This window comes from Nocardia sichangensis (assembly GCF_047200615.1).
GTDB classification, from domain to species: domain Bacteria; phylum Actinomycetota; class Actinomycetes; order Mycobacteriales; family Mycobacteriaceae; genus Nocardia; species Nocardia sichangensis.
In genome coordinates this window covers 96,753-121,986 of record NZ_JBJZOK010000024.1, presented here as the reverse complement: position 1 = coordinate 121,986, position 25,234 = coordinate 96,753, and the positions used below count along the sequence as shown (strand labels likewise).

General features: G+C 68.7%; 20 protein-coding genes, 1 tRNA gene and 1 other RNA gene. 8 read left to right on the top strand and 14 right to left on the bottom strand.

Features of this window, described 5'->3' with window-relative positions:
- The 4 genes from ACL03I_RS28565 to ACL03I_RS28550 all read right to left on the bottom strand — a co-directional run.
- A partial coding sequence (locus ACL03I_RS28565; RefSeq protein WP_412807401.1) for an esterase-like activity of phytase family protein occupies positions 1–1,094 on the bottom strand: 1,094 nt, incomplete at its 3' end.
- A gap of 113 nt (positions 1,095–1,207) precedes the next feature.
- Positions 1,208–3,358: a 3-hydroxyacyl-CoA dehydrogenase NAD-binding domain-containing protein gene (locus ACL03I_RS28560; protein WP_412807400.1), complete on the bottom strand. Its 2,151-nt coding sequence runs from the start codon at positions 3,356–3,358 to the stop codon at positions 1,208–1,210.
- 115 nt (positions 3,359–3,473) lie between these two features.
- Positions 3,474–4,688, bottom strand: coding sequence for an acetyl-CoA C-acetyltransferase (locus ACL03I_RS28555; RefSeq protein ID WP_355078734.1), 1,215 nt, complete (start codon positions 4,686–4,688; stop codon positions 3,474–3,476).
- 289 nt (positions 4,689–4,977) lie between these two features.
- Positions 4,978–7,965: a DNA polymerase III subunit gamma and tau gene (locus tag ACL03I_RS28550; RefSeq protein WP_412807399.1), complete on the bottom strand. Its 2,988-nt coding sequence runs from the start codon at positions 7,963–7,965 to the stop codon at positions 4,978–4,980.
- A 450-nt stretch (positions 7,966–8,415) separates the two neighbouring features.
- Here ACL03I_RS28550 and ACL03I_RS28545 point away from each other — a divergent pair, with 450 nt between their 5' ends.
- The 4 genes from ACL03I_RS28545 (at position 8,416) to ACL03I_RS28530 (ending at position 13,655) form a co-directional block, all read left to right on the top strand.
- The gene (locus tag ACL03I_RS28545; protein WP_356963416.1) at positions 8,416–9,234 is read left to right on the top strand and encodes a hypothetical protein; all 819 of its coding nucleotides are present in this window, start codon (positions 8,416–8,418) and stop codon (positions 9,232–9,234) included.
- Positions 9,235–9,314: 80 nt separating this feature from the next.
- The gene (locus tag ACL03I_RS28540) at positions 9,315–11,561 is read left to right on the top strand and encodes an MMPL family transporter (protein ID WP_412807398.1); all 2,247 of its coding nucleotides are present in this window, start codon (positions 9,315–9,317) and stop codon (positions 11,559–11,561) included.
- Between the two features lie 44 nt (positions 11,562–11,605).
- Positions 11,606–12,247: a TetR/AcrR family transcriptional regulator gene (locus tag ACL03I_RS28535; RefSeq protein ID WP_356963414.1), complete on the top strand. Its 642-nt coding sequence runs from the start codon at positions 11,606–11,608 to the stop codon at positions 12,245–12,247.
- A gap of 91 nt (positions 12,248–12,338) precedes the next feature.
- Complete coding sequence (locus tag ACL03I_RS28530; RefSeq protein WP_356963413.1) at positions 12,339–13,655, top strand: ammonium transporter; 1,317 nt, start codon at positions 12,339–12,341, stop codon at positions 13,653–13,655.
- Positions 13,656–13,792: 137 nt separating this feature from the next.
- Here ACL03I_RS28530 and ACL03I_RS28525 read toward each other — a convergent pair whose 3' ends face one another.
- Positions 13,793–14,647 (bottom strand): neutral zinc metallopeptidase, encoded by an 855-nt coding sequence (locus ACL03I_RS28525; RefSeq protein ID WP_412807397.1) that lies wholly within the window; start codon positions 14,645–14,647, stop codon positions 13,793–13,795.
- 352 nt (positions 14,648–14,999) lie between these two features.
- On the opposite strand from ACL03I_RS28525, the gene ACL03I_RS28520 reads away from it, so the two are divergent.
- Positions 15,000–16,631: a DUF2207 family protein gene (locus ACL03I_RS28520; RefSeq protein ID WP_412807396.1), complete on the top strand. Its 1,632-nt coding sequence runs from the start codon at positions 15,000–15,002 to the stop codon at positions 16,629–16,631.
- A 62-nt stretch (positions 16,632–16,693) separates the two neighbouring features.
- Here the strand turns inward: ACL03I_RS28520 and ACL03I_RS28515 are convergent, their stop codons facing one another.
- From ACL03I_RS28515 to ACL03I_RS28505, 3 genes are all read right to left on the bottom strand, one after another.
- A complete protein-coding gene (locus ACL03I_RS28515) occupies positions 16,694–17,968 on the bottom strand; it encodes an ROK family transcriptional regulator (RefSeq protein WP_356963410.1) in 1,275 nt (424 codons plus the stop codon).
- A 343-nt stretch (positions 17,969–18,311) separates the two neighbouring features.
- Positions 18,312–19,022 carry a hypothetical protein gene (locus tag ACL03I_RS28510; RefSeq protein ID WP_379249986.1) on the bottom strand — a complete coding sequence of 237 codons (711 nt, stop codon included), beginning with the start codon at positions 19,020–19,022 and terminating at the stop codon, positions 18,312–18,314.
- A 125-nt stretch (positions 19,023–19,147) separates the two neighbouring features.
- Positions 19,148–19,723 (bottom strand): HhH-GPD-type base excision DNA repair protein, encoded by a 576-nt coding sequence (locus tag ACL03I_RS28505; protein ID WP_356963408.1) that lies wholly within the window; start codon positions 19,721–19,723, stop codon positions 19,148–19,150.
- A gap of 173 nt (positions 19,724–19,896) precedes the next feature.
- Here ACL03I_RS28505 and ACL03I_RS28500 point away from each other — a divergent pair, with 173 nt between their 5' ends.
- Positions 19,897–20,703 (top strand): methyltransferase domain-containing protein, encoded by an 807-nt coding sequence (locus ACL03I_RS28500; protein ID WP_412807407.1) that lies wholly within the window; start codon positions 19,897–19,899, stop codon positions 20,701–20,703.
- An 8-nt stretch (positions 20,704–20,711) separates the two neighbouring features.
- On the top strand, positions 20,712–21,152 hold the full coding sequence (locus tag ACL03I_RS28495; RefSeq protein ID WP_397079191.1) for an SRPBCC family protein: 441 nt from the start codon (positions 20,712–20,714) through the stop codon (positions 21,150–21,152).
- A 228-nt stretch (positions 21,153–21,380) separates the two neighbouring features.
- Here the strand turns inward: ACL03I_RS28495 and ACL03I_RS28490 are convergent, their stop codons facing one another.
- Both ACL03I_RS28490 and ffs read right to left on the bottom strand, forming a co-directional pair.
- Complete coding sequence (locus ACL03I_RS28490) at positions 21,381–22,670, bottom strand: aminotransferase class I/II-fold pyridoxal phosphate-dependent enzyme (protein ID WP_412807395.1); 1,290 nt, start codon at positions 22,668–22,670, stop codon at positions 21,381–21,383.
- 214 nt (positions 22,671–22,884) lie between these two features.
- An RNA gene (gene ffs / locus ACL03I_RS28485) (signal recognition particle sRNA small type) lies at positions 22,885–22,979 on the bottom strand.
- A 128-nt stretch (positions 22,980–23,107) separates the two neighbouring features.
- On the opposite strand from ffs, the gene ACL03I_RS28480 reads away from it, so the two are divergent.
- Positions 23,108–23,192, top strand: a tRNA-Ser gene (locus ACL03I_RS28480).
- A gap of 230 nt (positions 23,193–23,422) precedes the next feature.
- On the opposite strand, the gene ACL03I_RS28475 is transcribed toward ACL03I_RS28480, so the two are convergent.
- The 4 genes from ACL03I_RS28475 to ACL03I_RS28460 are packed head-to-tail and all read right to left on the bottom strand — an operon-like array spanning position 23,423 to position 24,927.
- Entirely contained in the window at positions 23,423–23,707 is a 285-nt protein-coding gene (locus tag ACL03I_RS28475; RefSeq protein ID WP_412807394.1) for a hypothetical protein, read from the bottom strand.
- 10 nt (positions 23,708–23,717) lie between these two features.
- A complete protein-coding gene (locus ACL03I_RS28470) occupies positions 23,718–24,164 on the bottom strand; it encodes a hypothetical protein (protein WP_412807393.1) in 447 nt (148 codons plus the stop codon).
- A complete protein-coding gene (locus ACL03I_RS28465) occupies positions 24,161–24,502 on the bottom strand; it encodes a hypothetical protein (RefSeq protein ID WP_412807392.1) in 342 nt (113 codons plus the stop codon). Before ACL03I_RS28465 ends, ACL03I_RS28470 begins: the two co-directional genes overlap by 4 nt.
- A complete protein-coding gene (locus tag ACL03I_RS28460; RefSeq protein WP_412807391.1) occupies positions 24,481–24,927 on the bottom strand; it encodes a hypothetical protein in 447 nt (148 codons plus the stop codon). Before ACL03I_RS28460 ends, ACL03I_RS28465 begins: the two co-directional genes overlap by 22 nt.
- Between the last annotated feature and the right edge of the window lie 307 nt (positions 24,928–25,234).

Below are 25,234 nucleotides of genomic sequence, written 5' to 3'. Positions count from 1 at the left end.
GCCACGGCGAGGGCGATGATCTGGGTGATCTGGCGGCTGTCGAAATTGTCGTCGCTGACCAGAACCAAGGTGCGCTCACCGGAGGGCAGACGCGGCCCCCAGGTCATGCCCTCCACGTTGTCGACGGCGGCGAGCCCAACGTCGTCGAGATCCACCAGCAGCCGCTTGGCCACCGGGCGGGCAGCGCCGATCGAGCCGTCGAGGATGTTGGTCGCGGCGCTCAGATCGGCCTCGTAGACGCGGATCTTGTTGGGCGTGCCCGGCGAGAAGGACCGTTCCAGCACAAGAAGTTTCGTGGGGTCCAGCGGATCGGCGGCGAGGATCGAAGCGATCCCGTTCGCGCCGCGGCCGGGCTGCGGCCGCGACTCGGCGAAGACAGGATCCAGCGGATACGCGTACTGGGCGAGCAATGGCCCGGATCGCGCCTGGACGGTGATCCGCGTAAGTGCCCCGCTCGTCGTGGTCGCCGCCGGCCCGTCCTGCAGCAGCGGCCCTTCCGTGGCGGTGGCGAACAACGTGCCGCCCGCGAGGAAGGTCGCGGCCTCCAGTGCCTGGTTCTGTTGCGGCCCGGAGTCGGGGCGCATCCGCTCGTTCTCCGGGATCGGCAGGTCACCGACATAGGAGCCGTCCGGGTGCGCGATCCGCACCGACGGATCTTGCAGCAGGGCGCCGTCCCGCTCGCCTTCTTGCGTCCAGAAGTAATCGCCGGTCCACGGGTCCACCCGGATCTCCTCCGGGTCGACCGACATCGGCGCGTAGGGCGCGCCCGCCGCGGTCAGCAGGGGGTGCGTGCCGGTGAAGGTCACCGGTCCGACTCCGCGCTCGCCGACCTCGAAGCGCGCGGTGTAGTACCGCGCGGGGTTCTTGTTCGAACGATCGTCGCTGATCAGCACGAATTCACCGGTGCGCGCGGAGTAGTCGATCCCGGACAGGCCACCCACGGTGGTGCCCGCGAAGTCCAGGCTCGACGCGACGACTTGCTCGCCCAGCAAACGCACCGATGGCGTCGTCACCGGATCGGCGGCCGCCACCGGGGCCGATGCGAGCGCGAGGGCGCAACTGGCGATCAGAACATGGCGACTACGTCTCGGCACGGCTGCCAACCTATCGCGCCGAACGGACGCGCAGGCGAACGGGCCGGAAAACGGCCGAAGCCCGCCACCGCGAAAAGCGATGGCGGGCTTCGGCGTTGCGTCGCGGCGCGCGATTACTTACGCAGCGAGGCCGGAACCTCGAAGCGCTCGCCGTAGGTCTTGGCGAGGTAGTCGGCACGCTCCACGAAGGCCTCCTGGCCACCCGGGTAACCGACGATGAACTGGTGCACACCACCGGTCCAGGCCGGGAAGCCGATGCCGAAGATCGAACCGATGTTCGCGTCGGCGGTGGAGGTGAGCACGCCCTCGTCGAAGCACTTCTGGGTCTCGATCGCCTCCGCGAACAGCATGCGGTCGATCAGATCCTGCAGCGGGACGCCGAAGCCCGCAGTGGTCTTGAAGTGCTCACGCAGGCCCGGCCACAGACCGGTGCGCTTGCCGTTCTCGTCGTACTCGTAGAAGCCCGCCTTCTCCAGGCGGCCCGGACGACCCTCGGACACCATGTAGTCGATGACGTCCTGCGCCGGGTGCCGCTTGACGCCCAGGGTGGTGTCGCCCGACTGCGCGGCTTCCAAGGTCTCCTTGGCGATCTTCTGCATGAGCTTCATGTTCAGCTCGTCCGACAGCTGCAGCGGCGCGGCCGGGTAGCCCGCCTGCAGACCGGCCTGCTCGATGGTGGCGGGCTCGATGCCCTCCTCGAGCATGGCGATCGCCTCGTTGACGAAGGTGCCGATCACGCGGGAGGTGAAGAAGCCGCGGCTGTCGTTGACGACGATCGGAGTCTTCCTGATCGCGAGGGTGTAGTCGAACACCCGGGCCAGCGCCTCGTCCGAGGTCTTCTCACCCCGGATGATCTCCACCAGCGGCATCTTGTCGACCGGCGAGAAGAAGTGGATGCCGATGAAGTCCTCCTGGCGCTTCACGCCGGTCGCCAGACCGGTGATCGGCAGGGTGGAGGTGTTCGAGCCGAGCAGCGCGTCGGGGGTGACCACGTCCTCGATCTCCTGGAACACCTTGTGCTTCAGCTCGGTGTTCTCGAAGACGGCCTCGATGACGAAGTCGACGCCGGCGAAGTCGGCCGCGTCCGCGGTCGGCTTGATCCGGTCCAGCAGCGCCTTGGACTTCTCCTCGGTGGTCTTGCCCCGGGAGAGCGCCTTGGCCTCGATCTTCTCGGAGTAGTTCTTGCCGCGCTCGGCCGCCTCGATGGAGACGTCCTTCAGCACGACCTCGTAGCCCGCCTTCGCGGAGACGTACGCGATGCCCGCGCCCATCATGCCCGCGCCGAGCACGCCGACCTTCTTGATCTCCTTCTTCGGCACGTCCTTCGGACGCGAACCGCCGTTGTTGATCGTCTGCAGGTCGAAGAAGAACGCCTGGATCATGTTCTTCGCGACCGGGCCGGTGAGCAGGTGCACGAAGTAGCGGGACTCGATCAGCGACGCGTTGTCGATGTCGACCTGCGAGCCCTCGACCGCGGCGGACATGATCGCGCGCGGCGCGGGCATGTTCGCACCCTTGATCTGCTTGCGCAGGTTCGCCGGGAACGCGGGCAGGTTGGCCGCGAAGGCCGGGGACGACGGGGTGCCGCCGGGGATCTTGAAGCCCTTCTTGTCCCAAGGCTGCACGCCGGCTTCGGGGTTGGCCTTGATCCACGCCTTGGCGGCGGGGATCAGCTCCTCGACCGAACCGACCAGCTCATCGATCAGGCCGATCTCCTTGGCCTTGGCCGGCTTGTTGCGCTGACCCTGCAGCAGCACCTGCATCAGGGCGTTCTGCAGGCCGAGCATGCGCACGGTGCGGATGACGCCGCCGCCCGCGGGCAGCAGGCCGAGGGTGGCCTCGGGCAGACCGATCTGCGAACCCGGCACGTCCGCCGCGATGCGGTGATGGGTGGCCAGCGCGATCTCCAGGCCGCCGCCGAGCGCCGCGCCGTTGATGGCGGCCACGACCGGCTTGCCCAGCTGCTCCAGGCGACGCAGGGCGCTCTTGATCTCAGTGAGCTCCTCCATCAGCGTCTGGGCGTCGTCCGGGCCGACCTTCATCATGTTCTTCAGGTCGCCGCCGGCGAAGAAGGTCTTCTTCGCGGAGGTCAGGACGACACCGGTGATGTTGTCCTTCTCCGCCTCGAGCCGGTCGACGGTGGCCGTCATCGATTTCTTGTACAGCTCGTTCATCGTGTTGGCGCCCTGGTTCGGGTCGTCCATCGTCAGTACGACGATGCCATCCGAATCCTGCTCCCAACCGATCATGTTGGTTTCGCTCACAGCTCTGTGTCTCCTTGGTGAATTAGCAGCGTTCGCGGCCCTACGTGGATACGCAGGCTGCCGCCTCCGGGCCTGACGCTCACGCCGCCGTGAATTCTCAGCTGTCGGTTGGGGTTCAGACCCGCTCGATGATGGTGGCCACGCCCATGCCGCCGCCGATGCACAGGGTGATCAGGGCGTAGCGGCCGTTGCGGCGCTCCAGCTCGTCGACCATGGTGCCGGTGATCATCGCGCCGGTGGCGCCCAGCGGGTGGCCCATCGCGATCGCGCCGCCGTTGACGTTCAGCTTCTCGTCCGGGATGTTCAGGTCCTTCTGGAACTTCAGCACCACGGAGGCGAACGCCTCGTTGATCTCGACCAGATCGATGTCATCGAGGGTAAGACCCGCCTTGGCCAGCACCTTCTTGGCGGCCGGAGTAGGACCGGTGAGCATGATGGTGGAGTCGGCGCCACTGGTGGCGGTCGCGACGACGCGCGCGCGGGGTGTCAGGCCGGAGGCCTTGCCCGCCTCTTCCGTACCGACGAGCACGAGCGCGGCGCCGTCGACGATGCCGGAGCTGTTGCCGCCGTGGTGCACGTGGTTGATCTTCTCGACGAAGTGGAACTTCTGCAGCGCCACCGCGTCGAAGCCGCCCATCTCACCGATCACGGCGAAGGACGGCTGCAGCTTGGCCAGGTCCTCGGCGGTGGTGCCGGGACGCATGTGCTCGTCCTTGTCCAGCACGACGATGCCGTTCTGGTCCTTGACCGGCACGATCGACTTGGCGAAGTAGCCGCCGGTGGTGGCCTTGGCGGCCAGCTCCTGCGAGCGCACCGCGTAGGCGTCGACATCGTCGCGGCTGAAGCCCTCGATGGTGGCGATCAGGTCGGCGGAGACGCCCTGCGGGACGAAGTAGGTGTCGTAGTTGGTGGCCGGGTCCAGGGCCCAGGCGCCGCCGTCGGAGCCCATCGGCACGCGCGACATGGACTCCACGCCACCGGCGAGAACCAGGTCGTCGAAGCCGGAGCGAACCTTCTGGGCGGCGAGGTTGACCGCCTCGAGGCCGGAGGCGCAGAAGCGGTTGAGCTGGAAGCCGCCGACGGTGTCGGGCAGGCCTGCCACGGTGACCGCGGTACGGGCGATGTCCGCGCCCTGATCGCCGACCGGCGCGACCACGCCGAGGATCAGGTCGGAGATCCGGTCCTCGTCGAGGTTCGGGAAGCGCCCGCGCAGCTCCTGGATCAGACCGACAGTCAGGTCGATCGGCTTGACCGAGTGCAGCGAGCCGTTCTTCTTGCCACGGCCGCGCGGAGTGCGGATGGCCTCGTAAATGTAGGCCTCTGTGGTCATGGAGTGTTCCTTCCTCAATGTGCGGCGGCCGGACTTTCGTCCGTCCGAGCGCTGGTGTGCGGCGACACCGCGGATGCGGCATGGCTGCGGCTGACCTCGCCGACCGGCCTTGCGACCGACCGTTCCTAACGCTGTACAAAACCAGGCAAGACAGGACGAACGTACGGCCAGGTCGCCCGTACGCCTGGGCATACCATAGAACGTCGGCGTACCGAAGCTCCCGGCTACCCGTCCATACTACCGTGGAGTGCGAACTCCGGTTAACTTAACGTTGCGAGAACGGTGGTTGTCAACCATCCAATCGTGTGGCACCCAGCTCACTCTTCAGCAATTCGAGGGCGACCTCGTCCGGGTCGCGACGGTCGCCGGGAGCCACCGGATCGGCCGCGGCTGCCATCATCTCCTGCTCCTCTTCCGGGGTCGAGGCGGGAATGACCCGGGCCCCGTCCCAGTCCAGGTCGGTCGACGCGTCGCCCGCGCTCGGCCCGGCGTCGTACCGCGGATAGTCCGCGGGGCCGGGGCCGGGGTCGTCGGGTAGGTCGGGGTAGTCGGGCGGCGGGATATCGTCGTCCGCGGGATACGGCCGCTTGTCGGCGCCGCCTGCGCCGGAACGCCCCCCGCCGCCGGCCTTGTCGGCGTTCGCGTTCTTCGCCTGACTCGGGCGGGAGAAGCGCGGCGCGGGCGCGGCCGAACCACGGGTCGCCGCGTTGCCGGATTCACGTCCAGGCTGGTTGCCCGCCTGCCCGCGGGGTCGGTTCGCGGCACCGCCCGATCGCGGCGCGGCGGCGGGCCGTGGCGCGGCGCCGCCCGCTTCCCAGCGGACCTCGTGGTCGCGGCCGAGCACCGCCCGTACTGCCGACCGGACCGCCTCCAGGTTGCGCGGATCGGACAGGCGCTTGGCCAGCGGCGCGTGCTGGTGCGCGAAGACGATGACCTCGCCCTCCACCCGGGCAACCGACGCACCGGCGAGCATCGCCTGCACGGCGGCACCGAACTCACGCACTTTGGCGCGAATGTCCGCCCAGGCGGCTTCCACTTCCCGCAACAGATCAGCGCTCGGTGTGGCAACAGGACCGGCGGCGAGCTCCTGCGCGGACGAACCGGTCGCATGAGACGCCGGCGCGGCGGACCGAGCCTGATCGCCGTGCCCGACGGTCCGCTCGGCAGCCGAATCAGCCCCGCGCTCGCCCCCGGCAGCAGAACCCCGCCCGGCAGCCTGGCCGGCCGCTTGCTCCCGCCCGGCAGCAGATCCCTGCTCGGCAGCCGAATCAGCCCCGCGCTCGCCCCCGGCAGCAGAACCCCGCCCGGCAGCCGCATCAGCCCCTTGCTCCCGCCCCACAGCAGAACCCCGTCCGGCAGCCGCATCAGCCCCTTGCTCCCGCCCGGCGGTAGAACCCCGTCCGGCAGCCGGATCGGTCCCTTGCTGTCGCCCGGCGGCCGGATCGACGACCGACGAGGCCGCCCGCGCATTCGTTTCCTGCTCCGACGATCCGCGCTCAGACGTCGCCGAAAGGTCGGAAGGCCTTCGTGCCTCTTCGGTTTCGGACGAGAGATCGCCCGGCATCGCGCTCGCACCACGCGCGGCGGCGGATGACGCAGACGCCGAGCCTGCCGTCCCGCGTTGCGGAGCACTCGATTCGATGGTCGCACTCGCCTCTCGCCGCGGCGTCATTCCTGCCGCACCACCGGATTCGGCGAAATCCGGTTCGGCCACCCGCACAGGACGATCCGTACCCCCTTGCGCAGGCGAACCCGGCGCGACCGATTCGCCAACGACAGGCTCCGTCGGACGCCCGCCTCCGGCACCCGGGAATTCCGCACCGGCACCGGAGCCCGCCGTATCGGCAGACGGATTCTCGGCTCGCCCACCACCGACCGGCGTCGTGTCATCGACATTCCCCGCACCCGCGGATGCGCCTCCGGCACGGTCCCCTGCCCCGACATGCGCCGAACCACCGGTTTCCGCAGCGCTTCCCGAGCGGTCACCCCCGCGGTTCTCGCGACGAATCGCGGCCAGCGCCTCGGCACCTCGGCGACGAGGCGGGTCCGACGGCGAACCAGCCGCAGGCGACGGCGCGGGAGCCTGCGCCGACGACGCGGCGGGCGCCGGGGCGATGGAACCACCGGCCAGACCGCGCTCGAGCCGTTCCAACCGTTGCAGGGTGGCGGATTCCGCGTCGGACACCGAGGGCAGCAACATGCGCGCGCAGACGACTTCGAGCAGCAGTCGCGGCGCTGTGGCGCCGCGCATCTCCCCGAGACCTTCGTGCAGCAGCTGGGCGTAGCGGGTCAAGGTGGCCGAACCCAATCGCTCGGCCTGATCGCGCATCCGGTCGAGCACGTCGCCGGGGCCGGTGACCAGGCCGCGTTCGGTGGCGTCGGGCACCGCCCGCAGGAGGATCAAGTCGCGGAAGCGATCGAGCAGGTCGACGGCGAAACGGCGCGGATCGTGGCCCGCCTCCATCACCCGGTCGACGGTGCCGAACAAGGTTGCGCCGTCGTCGGCGGCCAGCGCTTCGACCGCGTCGTCGATCAGCGCCACGTCGGTGACACCGAGCAGCGAGACCGCGCGGGCATATGTGACGCCCTCGGGGCCTGCGCCGGCCAGCAGCTGGTCCAGCACGCTCAGGCTGTCGCGCGGTGAACCGCCGCCCGCGCGAATCACCAAGGGGTACACGGCTTCTTCGACGCGCACGTGTTCCTGCTCGCAGATCCGCCCGAGCAGTCCGCGCATGGTGGCGGGCGGCAGCAGCCGGAACGGATAGTGATGCGTGCGCGAACGGATGGTCGGCAGCACCTTGTCCGGCTCGGTGGTCGCGAAGATGAAGATCAGGTGCGCGGGTGGCTCCTCGACGATCTTGAGCAGCGCGTTGAACCCGGCGGTGGTCACCATGTGCGCCTCGTCGACGATGAACACGCGGTACCTGGACTCCGCGGGCGCGTAGAAGGCGCGGTCCCGCAATTCCCTGGTGTCGTCGACACCGCCGTGGCTCGCGGCGTCGAGTTCGATGACATCCAAGTTTCCCGGGCCGCCCGGCCCGAGCGCCACACACGACGGGCAGGTGCCGCATGGCGTCGAAGTGGGCCCTTGCGCACAGTTCAACGATCGGGCGAGGATGCGCGCGGAAGACGTCTTGCCGCAGCCGCGCGGACCGGAGAACAGATAGGCATGGCTGATCCGCCCCGTGTCGAGCGCGGTACTCAGCGGGTCGGTGACGTGCTCCTGACCCACCACCTCAGCGAATGTTGCCGGTCGGTACTTCCGGTACAGAGCCACGGCCAGAGGTTACCGGCGACCACCGACAACGCGCATGCCCGCCTACCGCCCGGATCAGCCGCACACGGTCGTCGATAAATGTGATCCAAGTCACAACATGCGCGTCGCCTTCTTCGACGGCCGACCGGGACATGCGCAACAGCAACCTCAGAGCTATCACTTATCCTGCACGTGCGAATACCGGACGCACCCGCCGCGGCATCCCGCCGCGGCCGGAAAAGATGGACTCCGACCCCGATTTACCTCCACTTTTTGGAAATAACGAAACCGTCACCATGGGTGACATCGATGCAATCGTCTGGCTAACGTGGCAGACGGCAACTTCGGTAGCCAAACCTTCATCAGGTTGGTGACCCCGGCCGGTCCCTCATCCCGACCGGGGCACAACCAACAAAGCTCCGCCAACGGGTGACCAGCGCCAATCCCCACTTCCACCGGAGGACCGTCCACGTGTCGTGTGACGACATCGCCGCCGCCTGGCTCTCCAGCACCGATTTCGCAGGCGACCGCTCCGCCGTCGCCCTCTTGAGCCGCGCCATCAGTCCCCAGGAGTTCGCGATCAAGCGCGACTCGCTGCCGGTGACCGCGGCCGCCGATCCGGCCACCGCCGCCGCCATCCTCGAACTTCTCGAACGCGGCCAGGTGCCAACCATGGCGGCGATCCGCACCCTGACCGCGCAGAACGAGATGCGCCGCGAGGCCGAGCGCATCGAACGCCTCGGCCGCCGCGCCCAGCGCAGCATCGACGACTTCGGCCGGGTGCTCGCCAAACTCGCGGACGCGCACTGGACCGCGCACGGCTACGGCCCCACCCGCCGTGACGTGCTGTGCACCGAGCAGATCATGACGCTGATCCGCACCCGCGTCGGCAATATCGCGCCGTCGGCGGTCAAACACCTCTGGCTCATCGAGCGCGCGCAGCGCGCGGGGTGGATCGCCTCCAACGCCAATCCCCGGTCCCTGTGCGCGGCGCGGCGTTTCTACGCGGCGCAGTACGGCAACCGGGTGTCGCTGCGTCCCGTGAACACCATCGGCACCGCGATCGCGACGTATCTGGCGGACTACCAGGCCGAGCACGGCCGCCCGCCGCGCTGGTCGGTGGTCGCGCAAGAACTGCGCGACGACCGGGGCCGCCGGATCTTCCACAACACCGCCGATGCCCGCGCCCAGCAGCTGTGGCTGACCACCGCGGAATGGGTGGAAATGTGCGACGACCTTCCCGTGCCCGGCCGAAGGGGCTTGCGGGCCATCCGTAAGTCCCGCGGTTGACCTCGGGCGCGTCGTGCGAGTTCGACAGCATAGGTTAACGGCGTTACTCTAACGCCGTTAACCTAGCGAGCGGAGCCGCGATGCTGACCCGGATGGCCCGATTCATCACCCGATCTCCGCGTACCGTGCTGGCCGCGGCGCTCGCGGTCGCCGTGCTCTGCGGCGTCTTCGGCGCTACCGCGCCCGCGCACTTGAAATCGGGCGGTTTCACCTCCGCCAATGCCGAGTCCGCTCGCGTCGCCCAGTTGATCGCGGACAACTTCGCCGGGGCGGCGCCCAATTTCGTCCTGCTGGTCAGCTCGGACGGGGGCGCGGACGATCCGGCCACCAAGGCGGCGGGCACAGTGCTGGCCGACTCGCTCAAATCCCGCACGGACGTCCAGGGCGTCCAGTCCTACTGGACCACGCCGCAGCCGCTGGCGAACGCGTTACGCAGCACCGACGGCAAGAGCGCCTTGGTGGTCGCCTACATCGAAGGCGACGAGACCCAGGTGCAGCAGACCGCGAGCGACCTGGAACGGCAGTTCGCGGGCGTCTCCAACGGCATCACCGTGCGCCAAGGCGGCATCGCCGCGATCTATCACGACGTCACCGAGCAGACCACCCGCGACCTCGCGCTGGCCGAGGGCGTCGCGGTGCCGCTGTCGATGATCGTGCTGATCCTGGTGTTCGGCAGCCTCGTCGCCGCGTCCCTCCCGTTGGCCATCGGGGTGTTCGCCATTCTCGCGACGCTGGCGCTGCTGCGCATGTTCACGCTGTTCACCGATGTCTCCATCTACGCGCTGAACATGACGACGGCGATGGGGCTGGCGCTGGCCATCGACTCCAGCCTGTTCATCGTCAGCCGTTTCCGGGAAGAACTCGCCAACGGCTTGGATCCAGCCGCGGCCACCATCCGGTCCGTGCAGACCGCGGGGCGCACCGTGCTGTTCTCCGCGCTCACCGTCGCACTCTCGATGGCCGTCCTGAGCGTGTTCGACCTGTACTTCCTGAAAAGCTTCGCGTACGCGGGCGTCGCGGTGGTCGCCGCCGCGGCGATCGCGTCGATCGTGGTGTTGCCCGCGGCGCTGGTGCTGCTCGGCCATCGGGTGAACTCCCTCGACCTGCGGGCTCCGCTGCGCCGCCTGTTCGGTCGCGGCGCGCCCGCACCCGGCCCGCAGGCGCCGGAGGACACCGCCTGGTACCGGCTGGCCGGCGTGGTGATGCGGCACGCCGCGCCGGTCGCGGTCGCGATCATCGCGCTGCTGCTCGCGCTGGGCGCGCCGTTCCTCTCGGTCAAGTTCGGTTATCCAGACGATCGGGTGCTGCCGGACTCCGCCGCCAGCCGTCAGGTCGGCGACGCCCTGCGGACCGAGTTCCCCCAGGCCGATCCGGTCGCCAGCACCACGATCGTGCTGGACGGCTATCGCGGCGACAGCGCGGCCCTCGGCGGATACGCCGCGCAACTGTCCAAGGTGGACGGCGTGCCCGCGGTGCTTTCGGCCGCGGGCGTCTACGTGACCGGCGCGCGAGTCGCGCCGCCGCCGCCCGGAATGATCAACGACACCGGGACCTACTTGAGCGTCGCGACCAAACTCGACCCCTTCTCGCCCGCCGGTGACCGTCAGCTGAAAGCGATCCGGGCGGTCCCCGCACCGGGTGACGCGCTCTACGGCGGCGCCGCGGCGGCCAACGCCGACTCGCTGCAGGCATTGGCCGCCCGGCTCCCGCTCGCCGCCGCCTTGATCGCGCTGACCACGTTCGTCGTGTTGTTCCTGTTCACCGGCAGCGTCGTGCTGCCGGTCAAAGCGCTCGTGCTGAACACCTTGTCGCTGGCCGCCGCGTTCGGCGCGATGGTGTGGGTGTTCCAGGAAGGCCACCTGTCGGGCCTGCTCGGTTTCACCGCGGTCGGATACTTGGTGCCGACCATGCCGATCCTGATGTTCTGCCTGGCCTTCGGCCTGTCCATGGACTACGAGGTGTTCCTGCTGTCGCGGGTGCGCGAGGAATGGCTGGCCACGCACGACAACACCCGCGCGGTCGCGATCGGCCTGGCGCGCACGGGCCGGATCTTCACCGCCGCCGCCGTGCTGATGGCCATCGTGCTCGGCGCCCTGGTGACCGCGAAGGTGTCGTTCATGCAGCTGCTCGGGCTCGGCCTCACGCTGACCGTGCTCGCCGACGCCACGCTCATCCGCGGCTTGCTCGCGCCCGCGCTCATGCGCCTGCTCGGTCCGGCCAACTGGTGGGCGCCCGCACCCCTGGCCCGCCTGCACGCCAAGATCGGGTTGACCGAGGGCGAGGAGGACACCGCAGCACGCCCGCTGGAAACCGCGGGACGCGCATGATCGGTGGGAGGCGTCCGCGATCGCCGCGCGGTTCCGGAGCCCAGTTGCGCGACGAGATCCTGCGGGCCACGGCCGAGCTGCTCACCAGCACCGGGCACGCCGACGCCGTCTCGATCCGGGCGGTGAGCAAGCTGGTGGGGGTGAGCGCGCCGTCGATCTACCGGCACTTCGCCGATAAGGACGAGCTCCTCGAGGCGGTCGTGGCCAAGGTCTTCGAAGACCTCGCCGACGCGATCCGGGCCGCCACCGACCCCGCGACCTCTCCGTTGACCCAGCTGCACGACCAAGGCATGGCCTACGTCCGTTTCGCCCTCGAGCATCCCGAGCAGTACCGGCTGGCGACCGCGCCCACCGAGACCGGAGGAGCGGTGGATCAGGTCCTCACCAGCGGGGCCTTCCAGCATTTCGCGGCCACCGTGCGCAAGTGCATGGACGAGGGGACGATCGCGCCGCGCGACCCGCTGCCGATCGTGCTGGAGCTGTGGTCGGTGGGTCACGGCATCGCCTCCCTCCTGCTCGCCAAACCCTTCCTACCCTGGGGTGACGCGGAAGCGACCGCCTCCCGCGTGATGGGCGCGGCATGCATCGGCTACACCGTGCTCGACCTGGTCGGCGCGGACCCGCCCACGCCGGACGCGGTCGCCGCGTGGCTGCGCGGTGTCCGGAAGGATCAGCCCTCCGCCTGACCCGAGAGTCACACTTTCCCGATCTGTTGTCGGCCCGCGAGCGACCATTCGGTAACTTCCTCGCAGCGCATTCGCGCGGAAGGAGTAACCCGTGTCCCCGACCATCGACCCCGCGGCCACCGCTTGGCTGCTGATCAGCACGGCGCTCGTCTTGCTGATGACCCCCGGCCTGGCCATTTTCTACGGCGGGATGGTGCGCTCGACCGGCGTGCTCAACATGCTGATGATGAACTTCATCGCGATCCCGCTGGTGACCGTGGCCTGGCTACTTTTCGGCTACAGCCTGGCGTTCGGCGCGGACGCGGGCGGCGGCCTGATCGGCGGCCTCGATCACCTGGGCATGGCGGGCATCGATCCGGGTTCGGTGCACGGCTCGGTGCCGGAGTTGTTGTTCGTCACGTTCCAGCTCGCCTTCGCCGTCCTGACCGCAGCGCTGATCAGCGGCGCCATCGCCGACCGCGCCAAATTCTCCGCGTGGATGATCTTCGTGCCGGTGTGGGCGCTGGCGGTGTACGCGCCGATCGCCCACTGGGTGTGGGGCCCGGACGGCTGGCTCGCGCGGTTCGGCGCGCTGGACTACGCGGGTGGACTGGTGGTGGAGATCGCCTCCGGCGCGTCGGCCCTGGCCCTCGCGCTCGTGCTCGGCCCCCGCATCGGATTCCGGACCGACGCGATGCGCCCGCACAATCTGCCCTTCGTGCTGCTCGGCGTCGGCCTGCTGTGGTTCGGCTGGTTCGGCTTCAACGCCGGTTCGGCGCTGGCGGCCAACGGCCTCGCCGCGGCCGTCTTCCTGAACACGCTGGTGGCGGGCTGCCTCGGCATGCTCGGCTGGCTGGCGGTCGAGCAGATCCGCGACGGCAGGCCGACCACCTTCGGCGCCGCCTCCGGCGTGGTGGCGGGCCTGGTCGCCATCACGCCCTCGTGCGGGTCGGTCAACACCCTGGGCGCGGTGCTGGTCGGGCTGGCCGCGGGCGTGGTGTGCTCGTTCGCGGTGGGCTGGAAGTTCAAGGCCGGTTACGACGATTCGCTCGACGTGGTCGGCGTGCACTTCGCCGGTGGAGTCGTCGGCACCGTGCTGATCGGCTTGCTCGCCACCGCGGTGATGACCGGCGGCGCCGATGGGCTGTTCTTCGGCGGTGGACTCGCCCAGCTCGGCAAGCAACTGGTGGCGGTGCTGGTCGTCGCGGCCTACGCCTTCGGCGTCTCCTTCGCGCTCGGCAAGGGCATCGACCGGCTCGTCGGCTTCCGCGTCAGCAAGGAGGACGAGACCGCCGGGATCGACTTCGCCCTGCACGCCGAGACGGCATATGCGGAAGGGGTGCACGGACACGCGCCCCGCCGCCTCGGCGAGGGGCATTTCGGACGTCCACATCCCGATCGCACGCTCGACGACGATCCGAAGCTCTGATCGATGGGGCCACTCCCGGCAATCGGCACCGGGCTCGGGGCGGTATCGCGGACTATCTCACCGGGGAGCGCTGCCGCCCTTCGCCCGGCCTGAGCCGGACCGGATGATCACCGCGAGGCGAGTGCCCGCTCGGCGCGTCAGCTGACCGAGCCCGCCGACGCGGTGAACGTATTGCACTGGGCCGCACGGTTCTTGTTCAGTCCGGTCTCGAACCACTGACCGCCGTGCTCGGCGGACCCGTGGTCGCGCATGTCCCCGGCTTGGTCGCCGCGCCCATAGGCGTCCTTGCGGGCCACGGTGATCTGCGGATCGGTCAGCGAGCCGCCTTTCGACGACGAGGAGAGGTACATGCCGTCGAAACAATTGGCCTGCAATTCGACTCGCCGGGACAGTTCCAAACCCTTGGCGGTGCGCGGCCCGGCGTCGGCCCGATCGCTGTTGGCCTTGCGCAGGATGCCGGACATCGCCTGCACATGGTGTCCGTACTCGTGCGCGAAGACCGAGAGGTAGACCACCCAGTTGTCCTTGAAGTAGTCCGTCTGCAACTGGCTGATCGGCATGTAGATGGTCTTGTTCGCCGGGCAGTAGAACGCGGCGAAATTGCTGGTCGAGCCGGTGCACGGCGTGGTTATGCCCGACGTGGTCGCGCTGACGTTCAGCGACGGCGGCTGGAACGGCAGATTCGCCTCGCGCAACACGGGTTTCCACGCGGACTCCAGGCACGACGCGGCGCTTTCGAAGAACTTGCGGGCGGCGTCGACCTGGGTGCCCCACGGCGAGTAGTCGCATCGCGCCGGAACGAGTGTCGTGCTCGGATCGGTCAGCAACGGGTTGGTTCCGGTTTCCGACGGTCCGGTCGAGCCGTCCGGCTGGGCGTCGAACGTGAAACTCGGTCGCGGGCCGGACGCGTCGTTGTCGCCGCGTCCCACCGAGATCGCGTTGCGCACCAGCCCCGCCGCGACCAGGAACACGATGACGATCAGCAGCACCACCCATCCACCGCCACCGCGTTTGCGCCGCGGCGGGTAAGGAGGCCGCCCGGGCGGACCATAGGGCATCGGCGGAGGGACTGGAGAGCCGTATCCCGGCGGCGGGCCGTAACCGGGCTGGGCATACCCCGGCGGCTGGCCGTAGCCGGGCGGCGGGCCGTAGCCGGGTGGCGGACCGTAACCGGGGCGTGGTCCATAGGGCGCACCGTAGCCGGGCGGCGGAGGAACCGGACGCCCCCTGTGCGGGACCGGTCCGTGTCCGTACGGTGGTTGTGTCACGCCCCCGTACCCCCTCGTCTCAGTGATCGCCGACAGCCGCTGACGCAGAATAGCAAGCTGTCTAAAGTAGGCAGCCATGCTGACTTTTCGGGGGGCCGCCCTAGGCGCGCTGCTTCTCGCCATCGCGGCAATGTTCGCGGCGGCCCCGGTCGCCCAAGCCCAGCCCGCACCCGACGGCGTGACCATCACCGCCGATCTGAAGCTGAATCGCGCGGGTGTCCTCGAGGTCGTCGAACAGATTTCGGTGCCGACGGACGGATCGTTCCGGATGTCGCTTCCACTGCGGCTGAAGGTGAGCGACGACGCCGAGCGCGTCTTTCGGGTCACCGATGTGAACACCGAAGGCCCTGGCACCGCGACGGTCGCGAACGACCAGTTCACCATCGAGGCGCGGCCGGGCAAGTCCACCTTCCAGTACTCCGTGCAGAACACCGTCAGTGACGCGCCGGGCACCCAGGTGTTCCATTGGCTCGGCGTGCTTGGCGCCGACATCGCGTCCATCAGCGCCTCGCTGATCAGCCCGAGCTTCGAAATGGGCATCGTGGACTGCAAACTCGGCCCGCCCGGCAACACCCGCCCGTGCGCCGACGTCAAGATCGAGTCCGACGGCGTCCTCTTTCTCGAGCAAACCGACCTGCACAAGGGCGACGCGATCGACCTGACGCTGCAATTGCCGCCCGGCACCGTGCCGAGCAACGCCGACGTGCGCGGCGGCGGCGACGCGGGCCCCTTCGCGATCACCGCCCCGGTGCTCGTGGCGTTCGGTGTCCTGCTACTCGCGCTGGCGATCCTGGTCGTCTTCGTGCTGCGCGCCCGCCGCCAGGACGCGACGGTGGGCGGCGGCACGGAGACGATCGACCCGCTGCTGCGCGAAGGCGATCGAGTGCAGTTCACCTCACCCGACGGCGCGCTGCCCGGCGAGGCCGGCCTGCTGCTGGACGGGTATGTCGATCCGGTAGACATCGCCGCCACGGTGGTGGATCTCGCGGTGCGCCGGTACATCCGGATCACGCCGCTCAGCGACAGCGACTGGCGGATCACCCGGGTGAATACGCCCGACGATCAGCTGCGCGACTACGAGAAGGCCGTCTACCAGACATTGCTGCCTGGTGGCGCCGACGCGGTGACACTGGGTGAGCTGCGCGCGCCGGGGCGGATGACCTCCGGTCCGGTTCGCGCCGCACTGATCGCCGACGCCGTCGCCCGCGGCAACTTCCTCGATCGCCGACGTCCCGGCATCGCGGTGTGGCTCGGTGGGGCGCTGGTGGTCGCGGGTATCGCGGTGACCGTAGCGCTCGCGCTCACCTCGGGGCACGCCTTGGTCGGTGTCGCCATCGCGCTCGGCGGTGTCGCGACTCTGCTCTCCCCGAAGTACCTGCCGGTGCGGACGACTCGGGGGCTGGAACTCGCCCGGCAGATCCGCGCGCTCCAGCGCGGCCTGGAGACCACGCGGCGCGAACATATCCCGCCGATCGACCAGGAGACCGTGTTCTCTCGCGCCCTGCCGTTCACGGTGCTCGGTGCGCGGGCCGACAATTGGATCCGCGCCTTCCGCGACCTCGATCCGTCGGCCGACGCGCAACCGGGCCTCTACTGGTTCGGCGGCTTCGAACGCGACCGCAACTTGCAACGCTTCGCAAGCCACTTCCCGTTCTTCATCACGGCGTTGGAAGGCTTGTTCGCGAACGCGGGCGACCCGCATCGGTAAACGACCCACACGCACGAAAAGGGCGACCGGACAGCACGTCCGGTCGCCCTTCGTCGTATTGCTCAGTCGGTCAACGCGGTTCGCCGGACTGCGGCCAGCGGATCGGCGTAGAGGACGCTCAGCGAGGTCACCACGGCGGCGTATTCCTGTACCTTGCCACCGAATCCGCTGATGCGGATATCGGTGGGCGGCAGCGTCGAACCCTGGTTGAACGCGCGCGCCACATGCGCTACCGCCGGGCGATAGCCGGTGAAGGCCTGGCCACCGAGGATCACCCGATCAGGGTTGAGCATGTCGCGCACCATCGCCACGGTGTGGCCGAGGATGGTGGCCCGCTCGGCGAGCAGCTCGCGCGCCGATTCCGAACCTGCCTCCGCCGCGCGATACAGATCCGCGATGGTCGAACCCGCGGTTCCGTTGTGCGCCGGGATGATGCCGCGGCCGACGGCCCTGGAGTGCAGCGACCGATCACCGACGGTCACCTCCAAGCAACCACGCCGTCCGCAGGTGCATTCGACGTCCGAACCGGTGGGGAGGTGCGCGATCGATCCCGGACCGTTGCTCGGCGTGTGCACGCGACCGTCCAAAGTCACCGCGATACCGGCGGTTTCACGCACGTAGAAATACAGGCTGCTGCCCCGCTCGACGCGGGCCTGGTCTTTGGGCTCACCGGTGGGCAGCAACAACTCCGAGCCTGCCATCGCCTCGACGTGCGGCGCGACCGAGACGGGCAACTCCAGCACCTCGCCGAGCACCGAACCCACCTGCGCGCCACGCCATTCCAGCTTCGGGTGGTCGACGACGCCGGTCAGCGGGTCGACTCGGCCACCGATCGCGACACCGGCCCACAGCGCTTTGCGACGGTGCCAGCGCTGCAGGAACGCCTTGGCGCTGCGGGCGACGGTGGTGGTGGCGAATTCCTGGCCGGTCTGCGGCGTGGCGATGGCCAAGCCGCCGAGGATGCGGCCGCGCAGATCGGCGGCGACGATCTTGGTGACCGCGGCGCCGATGTGGATGCCGATGGTCAGGTAGGCGTCGTGATCGATTTCGAAGGGGACGCGGGGGCGTCCGACCGCACCCGAGGCCGTCAGGTCGGGACGTTCCCGCAGCAGGCCGGCCGCGAGTAGTGCGGAGACCTGGCGGTTGACCGTGGCGATGCTCAAACCCGTTGTGCGCGCGGCATTGTCGCGGGAGACGGGACCGCCGGTCGCGGAGCGCAGCACCGCGGCCGCCGGATTGTCGCCGATGCGGAGCTCAGGGGCGACAACCGGGCGCTGGACGCGGGCACGGCTGCCCGCAACCCTGGAGACGGATCGTTCAAGGGTGGGAAGGGACATTGTGCAGATCCTTGCTGAAGTCCCGTAATCGAACGGGACATGCCTACATGGGCGGCGAGGCAGCAAACGAGCAGGAAAAACAGCTCAGCTGCAGCAAGAGAGGCGACACAGTTCGCGTGTCAACGGCAGCCGCAGGCCCAACGCGGCGGTCACGTAAGTGACGCGCAGGAGGTTCCATCGGCCGGCAGACATGTCATTAAAATTAACACCGATTTGCCCGACGCACCAACCCTCGACGCGCCGCTGTGTGCACACGCACATTGTTTCCCCAGGTCGCGAGCACGCGAAAAAGACCCCGCTCACCCGGAAGACGGGCAGAGCGGAGTCTTTTCACGCGGAAGGATTACTTCGGTGCGACGAACGGCTGATTGATCGTCGTGAAGTACTGGATCGCGGCGCCGATGGCGACCGGGGCGGTGATCAGGATCTGGCCCGCGAGGGTGCCGAGCGCGCCGACGGCGACGATGCCGCCGAGGCAGCCGATGGCCGCGGCCGGGATGAACGCGCCGAACAGGCCGACGATCGCGGCGGAGGCGACAGTCGCCCCCGCGATGCCGCCGAGCACGCAGCCGATGGCGCCGCCGGCCAGGCCGCCGACGAGCGTGCCGATGGTCGCACCGGCGGAGATCGTGCTGGTCAGACGGGTCCAAGCGGCGACCTCACGGTCGTACTCGGTCTTCCACGGGGCCTTGTCCTCGTACGGCAGAGCGACCGGCTTGTAGACCGCGTGTTCCCGGTCGAACACCGGCGTCAGCGTCGCGGTGCGGCCGGAAACCGCTGCGGCGATCGGGAATTCGAAGTCGTCGAGTTGAAACCGCAGCGGCTGCGCGGCGAGCACGGTACCGTTGGAGGCCTTCACCTCGAGCACCTCGTTCTCGACCACCAGCGAGCCCGCGTCGATTTCGATGATCGACTGGGTATCGGTCGCGTGCGCGGTGAAATTGATTGCGCTTTCCGCGTTTTCTTCTGCCGGGGCGGCACCGGACGTACCAGCGGCCACTCCGGTCGCAATGGTCACCAGCGCCGCCACCACGGCGAGCTTCCTCATCCTCATGTCCTGCAATCCCTCATCTCAGGTGGAGCCGTACCAGCCAAAAGCATCGGGCACCGACTCTGCGATAACGAGGAAAAAACGCAGGGCGATTTCAAATAGGCAACCAGGGAGTTACGGTCACCGGACTACTTCGCTTTGGCTGCCGCTTTCGCCTGCTTCTTGAATTCCCTTACCTGCGCGAGGGATTCGGCGTCGGTAACGTCGGCAACCGAACGGCGCGAGCCCTCGTCGCCGTACGCGCCCGCCGCCGCGCGCCAGCCTTCCGGCCGCACGCCACGTTGCTTGCCCAGCAGGGCCAGGAAGATTTTCGCCTTCTGCTCGCCGTAGCCGGGGAGGTCCCGCAGGCGGCGCAGCACCTCCTTGCCGTCCGGGTCTCCCGCGGTCCAGATGTTCTCGGCCTTGCCGTCGTAGTGCTCGATGACGTAGCGAGCCAGCTCCTGGGCGCGCCGGGCCATGGACCGCCCGTAGCGGTGGATCGCGGGCGGGGTCGCGGCGAGATCCTCGAACTCCTGCGGATCGGCCTCGGCGATGCGCTGGATGTCGAAGCCGCCCATCCGGTCGGCGATCTTCTTCGGGCCGCGGAAGGCGTGCTCCATCGGATATTGCTGGTCCAGCAGCATGCCGAGCAGCGTGGCGAAATGGTCCTCGGTCAGTAGCCGGTCCGCCTCGGCGTCCTGCGCCAGGCACAGCGTGCGCGTCACTGTCCCGCCTCTCCGTCTATTCGGGCAGTACCAGACTAGTCATCGACCATAGTGACCCACCTCACATCCCCTACGCGCGGGTAGATGACCTGCCGCGTAGGCTCCAGGCCATGCCTCAGACGACGGCGACACCGACCAAGACGACGGCAACGGCCAGGGATGGACACGGGCCCATGAACACCTACGCATTGCGCCCCGATCGGTTCGACCGGGCAGGCCACGACCAGCTCGTCGACGTGCGCGACCTACAGGCCGCGCTGCCCGGTATCCGCCGCTTGCGCACCTGGGCGCACGAAGCGCTCGCGCTGCGGCCCGGCGAACACGCCGTGGACATCGGCTCCGGCACCGGGTCGGAGGTCATCACCTTCGCCGAAGCGGTCGGCCCGAACGGCAACGCGGTCGGCGTCGAGCCGGACCCGCAGCTGCTCGCCTCCGCCGAGCGTCGTGCCGCCCAGGCCGGCTCGACGGCGAAATTCCACTCCGGGGACGCCTACGGCGTGCCGTTCGGCGCGGACTGCTTCGACGCCGTTCTGTGCGAGCGCGTCTTCCAGCACCTCACCGCCCCCGCCCGCGCGGCCAACGAGATCGCCCGCGTGCTGCGTCCCGGCGGACGCGTGGTCGTGGTGGACAGCGATTGGGGCACGGCGATCGTGCACCCCGGTGACCGGCGGGTTGTCCGCGAGGTGATCGACACACTCGTGTCGGCGACCACCAATCCGCTGTCGGGCCGTCGCCTGCCCGGCCTGCTCACCAAGGCGGGCCTGGTGGTCGACGACATCGGCTCGGAGGCCCTGGTGCAGGACCGCAGCGTGGGCGCGGGCTCGCTGATCACCAGGATCTCGGCGATGGCGGTCGCGCGCGGCGCGATCACCGAAACGGAACGCGATCAACTGCTCGCCGACCTCGACGCGGGCGCCGCCAATGGCGACATCCATCTCTCGGTGACGATGTTCGCCGTCCTCGCGCACAAACCGCGCTGACCCGGCCGATGGCCGTCGACGTGCTGACCGACGTCGTGATCAACCGATCGCGCGAACTGGTCGCCGCGTATTCGGCCGATCCGGGGCACGCTCCGGCCTGGTACTCGCGCATCCACAGCGTCACGTGGGAAACGGAGCCGCCGCTGCGCGTGGGCTCGCGGATGACGTTCGTCGCCCACTTTCTCGGCGGCAGGCTCACCTATACCTACGAGGTGGCCGACTACGCGCCCGGCCTGCGGCTGGTGATGCGTGCCGTGACAGGTCCGTTTCCGATGGAGACCACCTACACCTGGGCCGATACGTCCGAAGGCGGTACCCGCATGACGCTGCGCAACCGGGGCGAGCCGAGGGGTCTGCGAAGGCTGGCCGCGCCCGTGCTGGAAGCAGCGATCCGGCGGGCGAATCGCGCGGACCTGGCGCGGCTGAAGGAACTGCTGGAGACCGGGTAAGCGTCGGGCCTCGGTCAGGGTCCCGTTCGCGGCGCGGTTTCCGTCAGTGCTGCCAGCTGTGCGCGCGTCGCAGCACGGCTCGAAGCGGGCTCTTCGGCAGCGCAGCCAGCCGTCCCGCCTCGATCGGAACACTGTCTCCTTCGTTTCGGCCGCGCCTCCGGCGTTCGATACAGACGGGAACGCCCGGCACGAAATCCATGCCGGGCGATCAATCGTCGGGGTCTGCTCCTACTTGCCGAGCAGCCTCTCGGTGGCCGCCAGCAGCACGCACGTGGCCAGCCCGTCCATCGCCTTCTCCAGCTCGGGCAGCTTCGGGAAGCTCGGCGCGATCCGGATGTTCTTGTCCTCCGGATCGTTCCGGTACGGGAAGGCCGAACCGGCCGCGGTGAGCGCGATGCCCGCCTCCTTGGCGAGGGCGATCACCCGCGCCGCGGTGCCCTCGAGCACGTCGAGGCTGATGAAGTAGCCGCCCTTGGGCTCGGTCCAGGAGGCCACCTTGGAGGCGCCGAGGCGGTCCTCGAGGATCTTCAGCACCAAGGCGAACTTCGGCTCCAGGATGGCGCGATGCTTCTGCATGTGCGCGCGCACGCCGTCGGCATCGCGGAAGAAACGCAGGTGGCGCAGCTGGTTGATCTTGTCCGGGCCGATGCTCTTCTTCGAGGCGTGGCTCAGATACCAGTCCAGGTTCGCGGTGGAACCGCCGATGAAGCTAACGCCCGCGCCAGCGAAGGTGATCTTCGAGGTGGAAGCGAACACCAACGGGCGGTTCGGATTTCCGGCGGCGGCGGCCAGCCCGAGCACGTCGATCACCGGGGCCGCGGTGTCGGTGAGCGGGTGCACCGCATACGCGTTGTCCCAGAACAACCGGAAGTCGGGCGCTGCGGCGGGCATCGAAACGAGTTCGCGGACAACCTCTTCGGAGAAGACGACGCCGGTCGGGTTGGAGTAGTTCGGCACCGCCCACAGACCCTTGATCTGCGGATCGCTCGCCAGCAGCTCGGCGATGGCGTGGGTGTCCGGGCCGTCGTGGCGCATCGGGATCGGGATCATCTCGAAGCCGAGCGCCTCGGTGATCGCGAAGTGCCGGTCATAACCGGGGGCGGGGCACAGGAACTTCAGCGTGTCCTCGGCGGCCCAGCGGCGCTCGGAATCATTCGTGCCGTACAGCATCGCGTAAGTGATCACGTCGTGCATCAGCTCGAGGCTGGCGTTGTTGCCCGCGAGCAGGTTGTCCACCGGGATGCCGAGCAGCTCGCCGAAGATCGCGCGCAGTTCCGGGAGACCTTGCAGGCCACCGTAGTTGCGGCAGTCGGTGCCGGTGCCGTCACGGAAATCGCCGTCGCCGGGCAGGCGCAGCAGTTCGGCGGACAGGTCGAGTTGCTCCGGCGAAGGTTTCCCCCGGGTCAGGTCCAGCGTGAGCTTCTCGGTCTTGAGCGTCGCGTAGTTCGCGGTCTGGGTGTCGTGCTCGAGCACGAGCTCCTCATGGCTCATCAAACCGATCTGCGTTTGCCGGGGCATCCTGGGCAGCCTTTCAAGCAGCGAGGGGACGATGGGTTTGGCCGGACCGATGTGCGGCGGCGACCGAACAGTTGTCCGCGCAGACGCACGTGCACCCGCGGACGGTGTTCACGTTACCCGTGCAGCGGCCGGAATTGGAGGCGTTATCCGAGGGCGGGATGCAGAGGCGAAACCGAACCGCGCCCGCACCGGCCGGGCACCGCACGAGGCCAATGAAAGGGGACCCCGCGCACCCGGCAGAGCCCGTTGACCCTTGCTGCCTTCCGGCCCTGGGGGGATTCACAGGATGCGCGCCGCGCGGGATCCGTCGGCCAGTGTAGCGCCTCCGGCCCGCAAACCCATCTTCCGGGTCCACCACCCCCGATCGACCAGGCACTTCCCCCACGTCACCCCACCTATTTGGCGACCGGCCGGGGGCTACCGGTATGCTGCTCCACGGAGGATTCGCCTAGTGGCCTATGGCGCTCGCCTGGAACGCGGGTTGGGTTAACGCCCTCAGGGGTTCAAATCCCCTATCCTCCGCTTAAGAAGGGCCTGGTCAGGACGGTTTTACGCCGTTCTGACCAGGTCTTTTCTCATCGGCGGCCGAACGCATCGAAGAGATGTCGGCTCGGTCGTAGCGCCGCTGGAGGGTGACCCGGCGGGCAGATGCCGACTCCGTGACCTGCGTCGGTCAGCCTGTCCGACGAATAACGCGCCCCCACCTCCATTGATTCGGGCGCGGGCCGAATCGCTGTATCCGGTGTGCCGGCCTACTTCTCCAGCTTCTCCAACATCCACGTGCCGAGGGCGTACATGTCGTCGGCGGGGATGGTGCGCGTGTAGTGCAGGGGCGGGGTTATCCAGCGGAACCGACGCCACCCAATGGCCGGACGGATGACCCAACCGCTGTATTCGCGGTGAGGATGCCACTGGCCCTCACCGGTATAGCCGGGCTCGCGGGATTCACGCCGGAACCAGGCGTGCATGTGGCGGCGCAACAGAAACCAGCGAGTGGACCATGTCGGAGGGCCGCTAGTGATAACGAGCAGCTTCATCGGAGTGAACTTAGCACTGGAGGATGGCGGGCACGGTTTCCTTGCGGCTCTCGCTCGTCCCGGTGTCCCAGGTGGCGCGCATGACGATCTTGCCCTGCCACATGCCGGGCAGGCAGTCCAGCGCCATCGCTGCGATGTGGACGCTGGGGTTGGGAATCTGCGTGACGATGTCCGGCTCCCCCTTCGGCTTCGGGTTGCTGGTGCCCGACCGATGCCACAGTTGCAACGTGAGGCGGAACTCGAGCGGGGCGGGATCGCAGGTCACTGTTCCGCCGACCACGACGGCCTTGTGCAGCACGTACGGGATCTTGTTGAACTCGAAGGTGCATGCTGCCCCGGTGGGCTTGGCCGCCACGGGCTCGACGGCCGCGGTGGCTCCGGCCGGAGCGGCGACTGCGGCGAGCATTGCCACTGCGGAGCATCCCGCGAGCAGAGCGCGGCCGATTCGTACCTTCATGGTTTCCTCCTTGGGTGGGCGTGCCGACCGCTTCGCCGGGTCGGTGCCATTGATGTGATGTCGAGAGGTGGGGCGACTCCGGCCGCCCGCAAAGTCCGCTGGATCTCCCGCTTCCGGGCGCAGTGGGTGAGGCGGCAGCCCAAGTGCCGGGCCCACTGCTGGCGCGCCTGCTCGACCGTCAACGGCCGGGGCGGCGGTTCGTGGCAGAGGCGTTCGTCGATCTCGGTGAACCGCAGCCCGGTCGCCGGTGCGCCGATCAGCAGCCAGGCGGCGACGAATATGCAGGCGATGACGGCGGCGGCCATGGCGGCGACGATCAGCACCGGCCCGGCGGGCATGGCTGTCCGTCCACCACTGCGGCGACGAGATCAGCCCACTGGGTGGCGAGGTAACCCACCTGAGACCACGCCGAATGCAAGATCTCCCCGGTAACCTCGTCCCGCGCCATCAGCAGCGACTCGGCGTCGACGTATGCGGCGACGAGCGCGTCAGCCACAGGCCCAACCGCATCGGCATCGGCACGGGGCGGTGCAAGGTGCGTGGCGACCCACTGGTTGATCAACGCCACGAGTTCGACTCGACGCCGGTCTATCTCGTCGACGCGTTCAGGGCTGACGCGACGGGTGCGATGCAGCTGCGCGAGCGCACGCGTCCACCGAGTGACCAGGTGATCGCCCGGCTTATCGCCGGTGACGTAGCGGATCGCCGCGCTGACCTCATGCCAGTCCGGCAGTCCGGGCCGGGATTTGCGGCCGAAGTCCATAATCGCGCTACCCCTGCGATCCAAACGAGAAAGCCATCGCCGCGAGGTATTGCAGGCACCAGCCGCAGTGGCCGGAGTGAGCGGCGAGAATGAATCGAGCGCGGTCCAGATCGAGATCGGCGGGCTCGGTACCGCAGTCGCGGTAGTTCGCGTCCCATAGGTCCCGCGTGTCTCGCGAGATACGCATGACAGCCTCCGTGACAGACGATTACGGGTACACCGGTGCAAAGGTCGACCCACCAGGCAGGCTGGACGACCACCGCTCGGTCGGGTGCGTATCCAGACCTGACGAAGCGTCTGCCTCCGA

Bases quoted from the DNA above. Each gene is read 5' to 3' on its own strand.
- ACL03I_RS28465 (WP_412807392.1), bottom strand. From the start codon at position 24,502: ATGCCCGCCGGGCCGGTGCTGATCGTCGCCGCCATGGCCGCCGCCGTC.
- ACL03I_RS28470 (WP_412807393.1), bottom strand. From the start codon at position 24,164: ATGAAGGTACGAATCGGCCGCGCTCTGCTCGCGGGATGCTCCGCAGTG.
- ACL03I_RS28520 (WP_412807396.1), top strand. From the start codon at position 15,000: ATGCTGACTTTTCGGGGGGCCGCCCTAGGCGCGCTGCTTCTCGCCATC.
- ACL03I_RS28540 (WP_412807398.1), top strand. From the start codon at position 9,315: ATGCTGACCCGGATGGCCCGATTCATCACCCGATCTCCGCGTACCGTG.
- ACL03I_RS28475 (WP_412807394.1), bottom strand. From the start codon at position 23,707: ATGAAGCTGCTCGTTATCACTAGCGGCCCTCCGACATGGTCCACTCGC.
- ACL03I_RS28490 (WP_412807395.1), bottom strand. From the start codon at position 22,670: ATGCCCCGGCAAACGCAGATCGGTTTGATGAGCCATGAGGAGCTCGTG.
- ACL03I_RS28555 (WP_355078734.1), bottom strand. From the start codon at position 4,688: ATGACCACAGAGGCCTACATTTACGAGGCCATCCGCACTCCGCGCGGC.
- ACL03I_RS28500 (WP_412807407.1), top strand. From the start codon at position 19,897: ATGAACACCTACGCATTGCGCCCCGATCGGTTCGACCGGGCAGGCCAC.
- ACL03I_RS28460 (WP_412807391.1), bottom strand. From the start codon at position 24,927: ATGGACTTCGGCCGCAAATCCCGGCCCGGACTGCCGGACTGGCATGAG.
- ACL03I_RS28510 (WP_379249986.1), bottom strand. From the start codon at position 19,022: ATGAGGATGAGGAAGCTCGCCGTGGTGGCGGCGCTGGTGACCATTGCG.
- ACL03I_RS28515 (WP_356963410.1), bottom strand. From the start codon at position 17,968: ATGTCCCTTCCCACCCTTGAACGATCCGTCTCCAGGGTTGCGGGCAGC.
- ACL03I_RS28495 (WP_397079191.1), top strand. From the start codon at position 20,712: ATGGCCGTCGACGTGCTGACCGACGTCGTGATCAACCGATCGCGCGAA.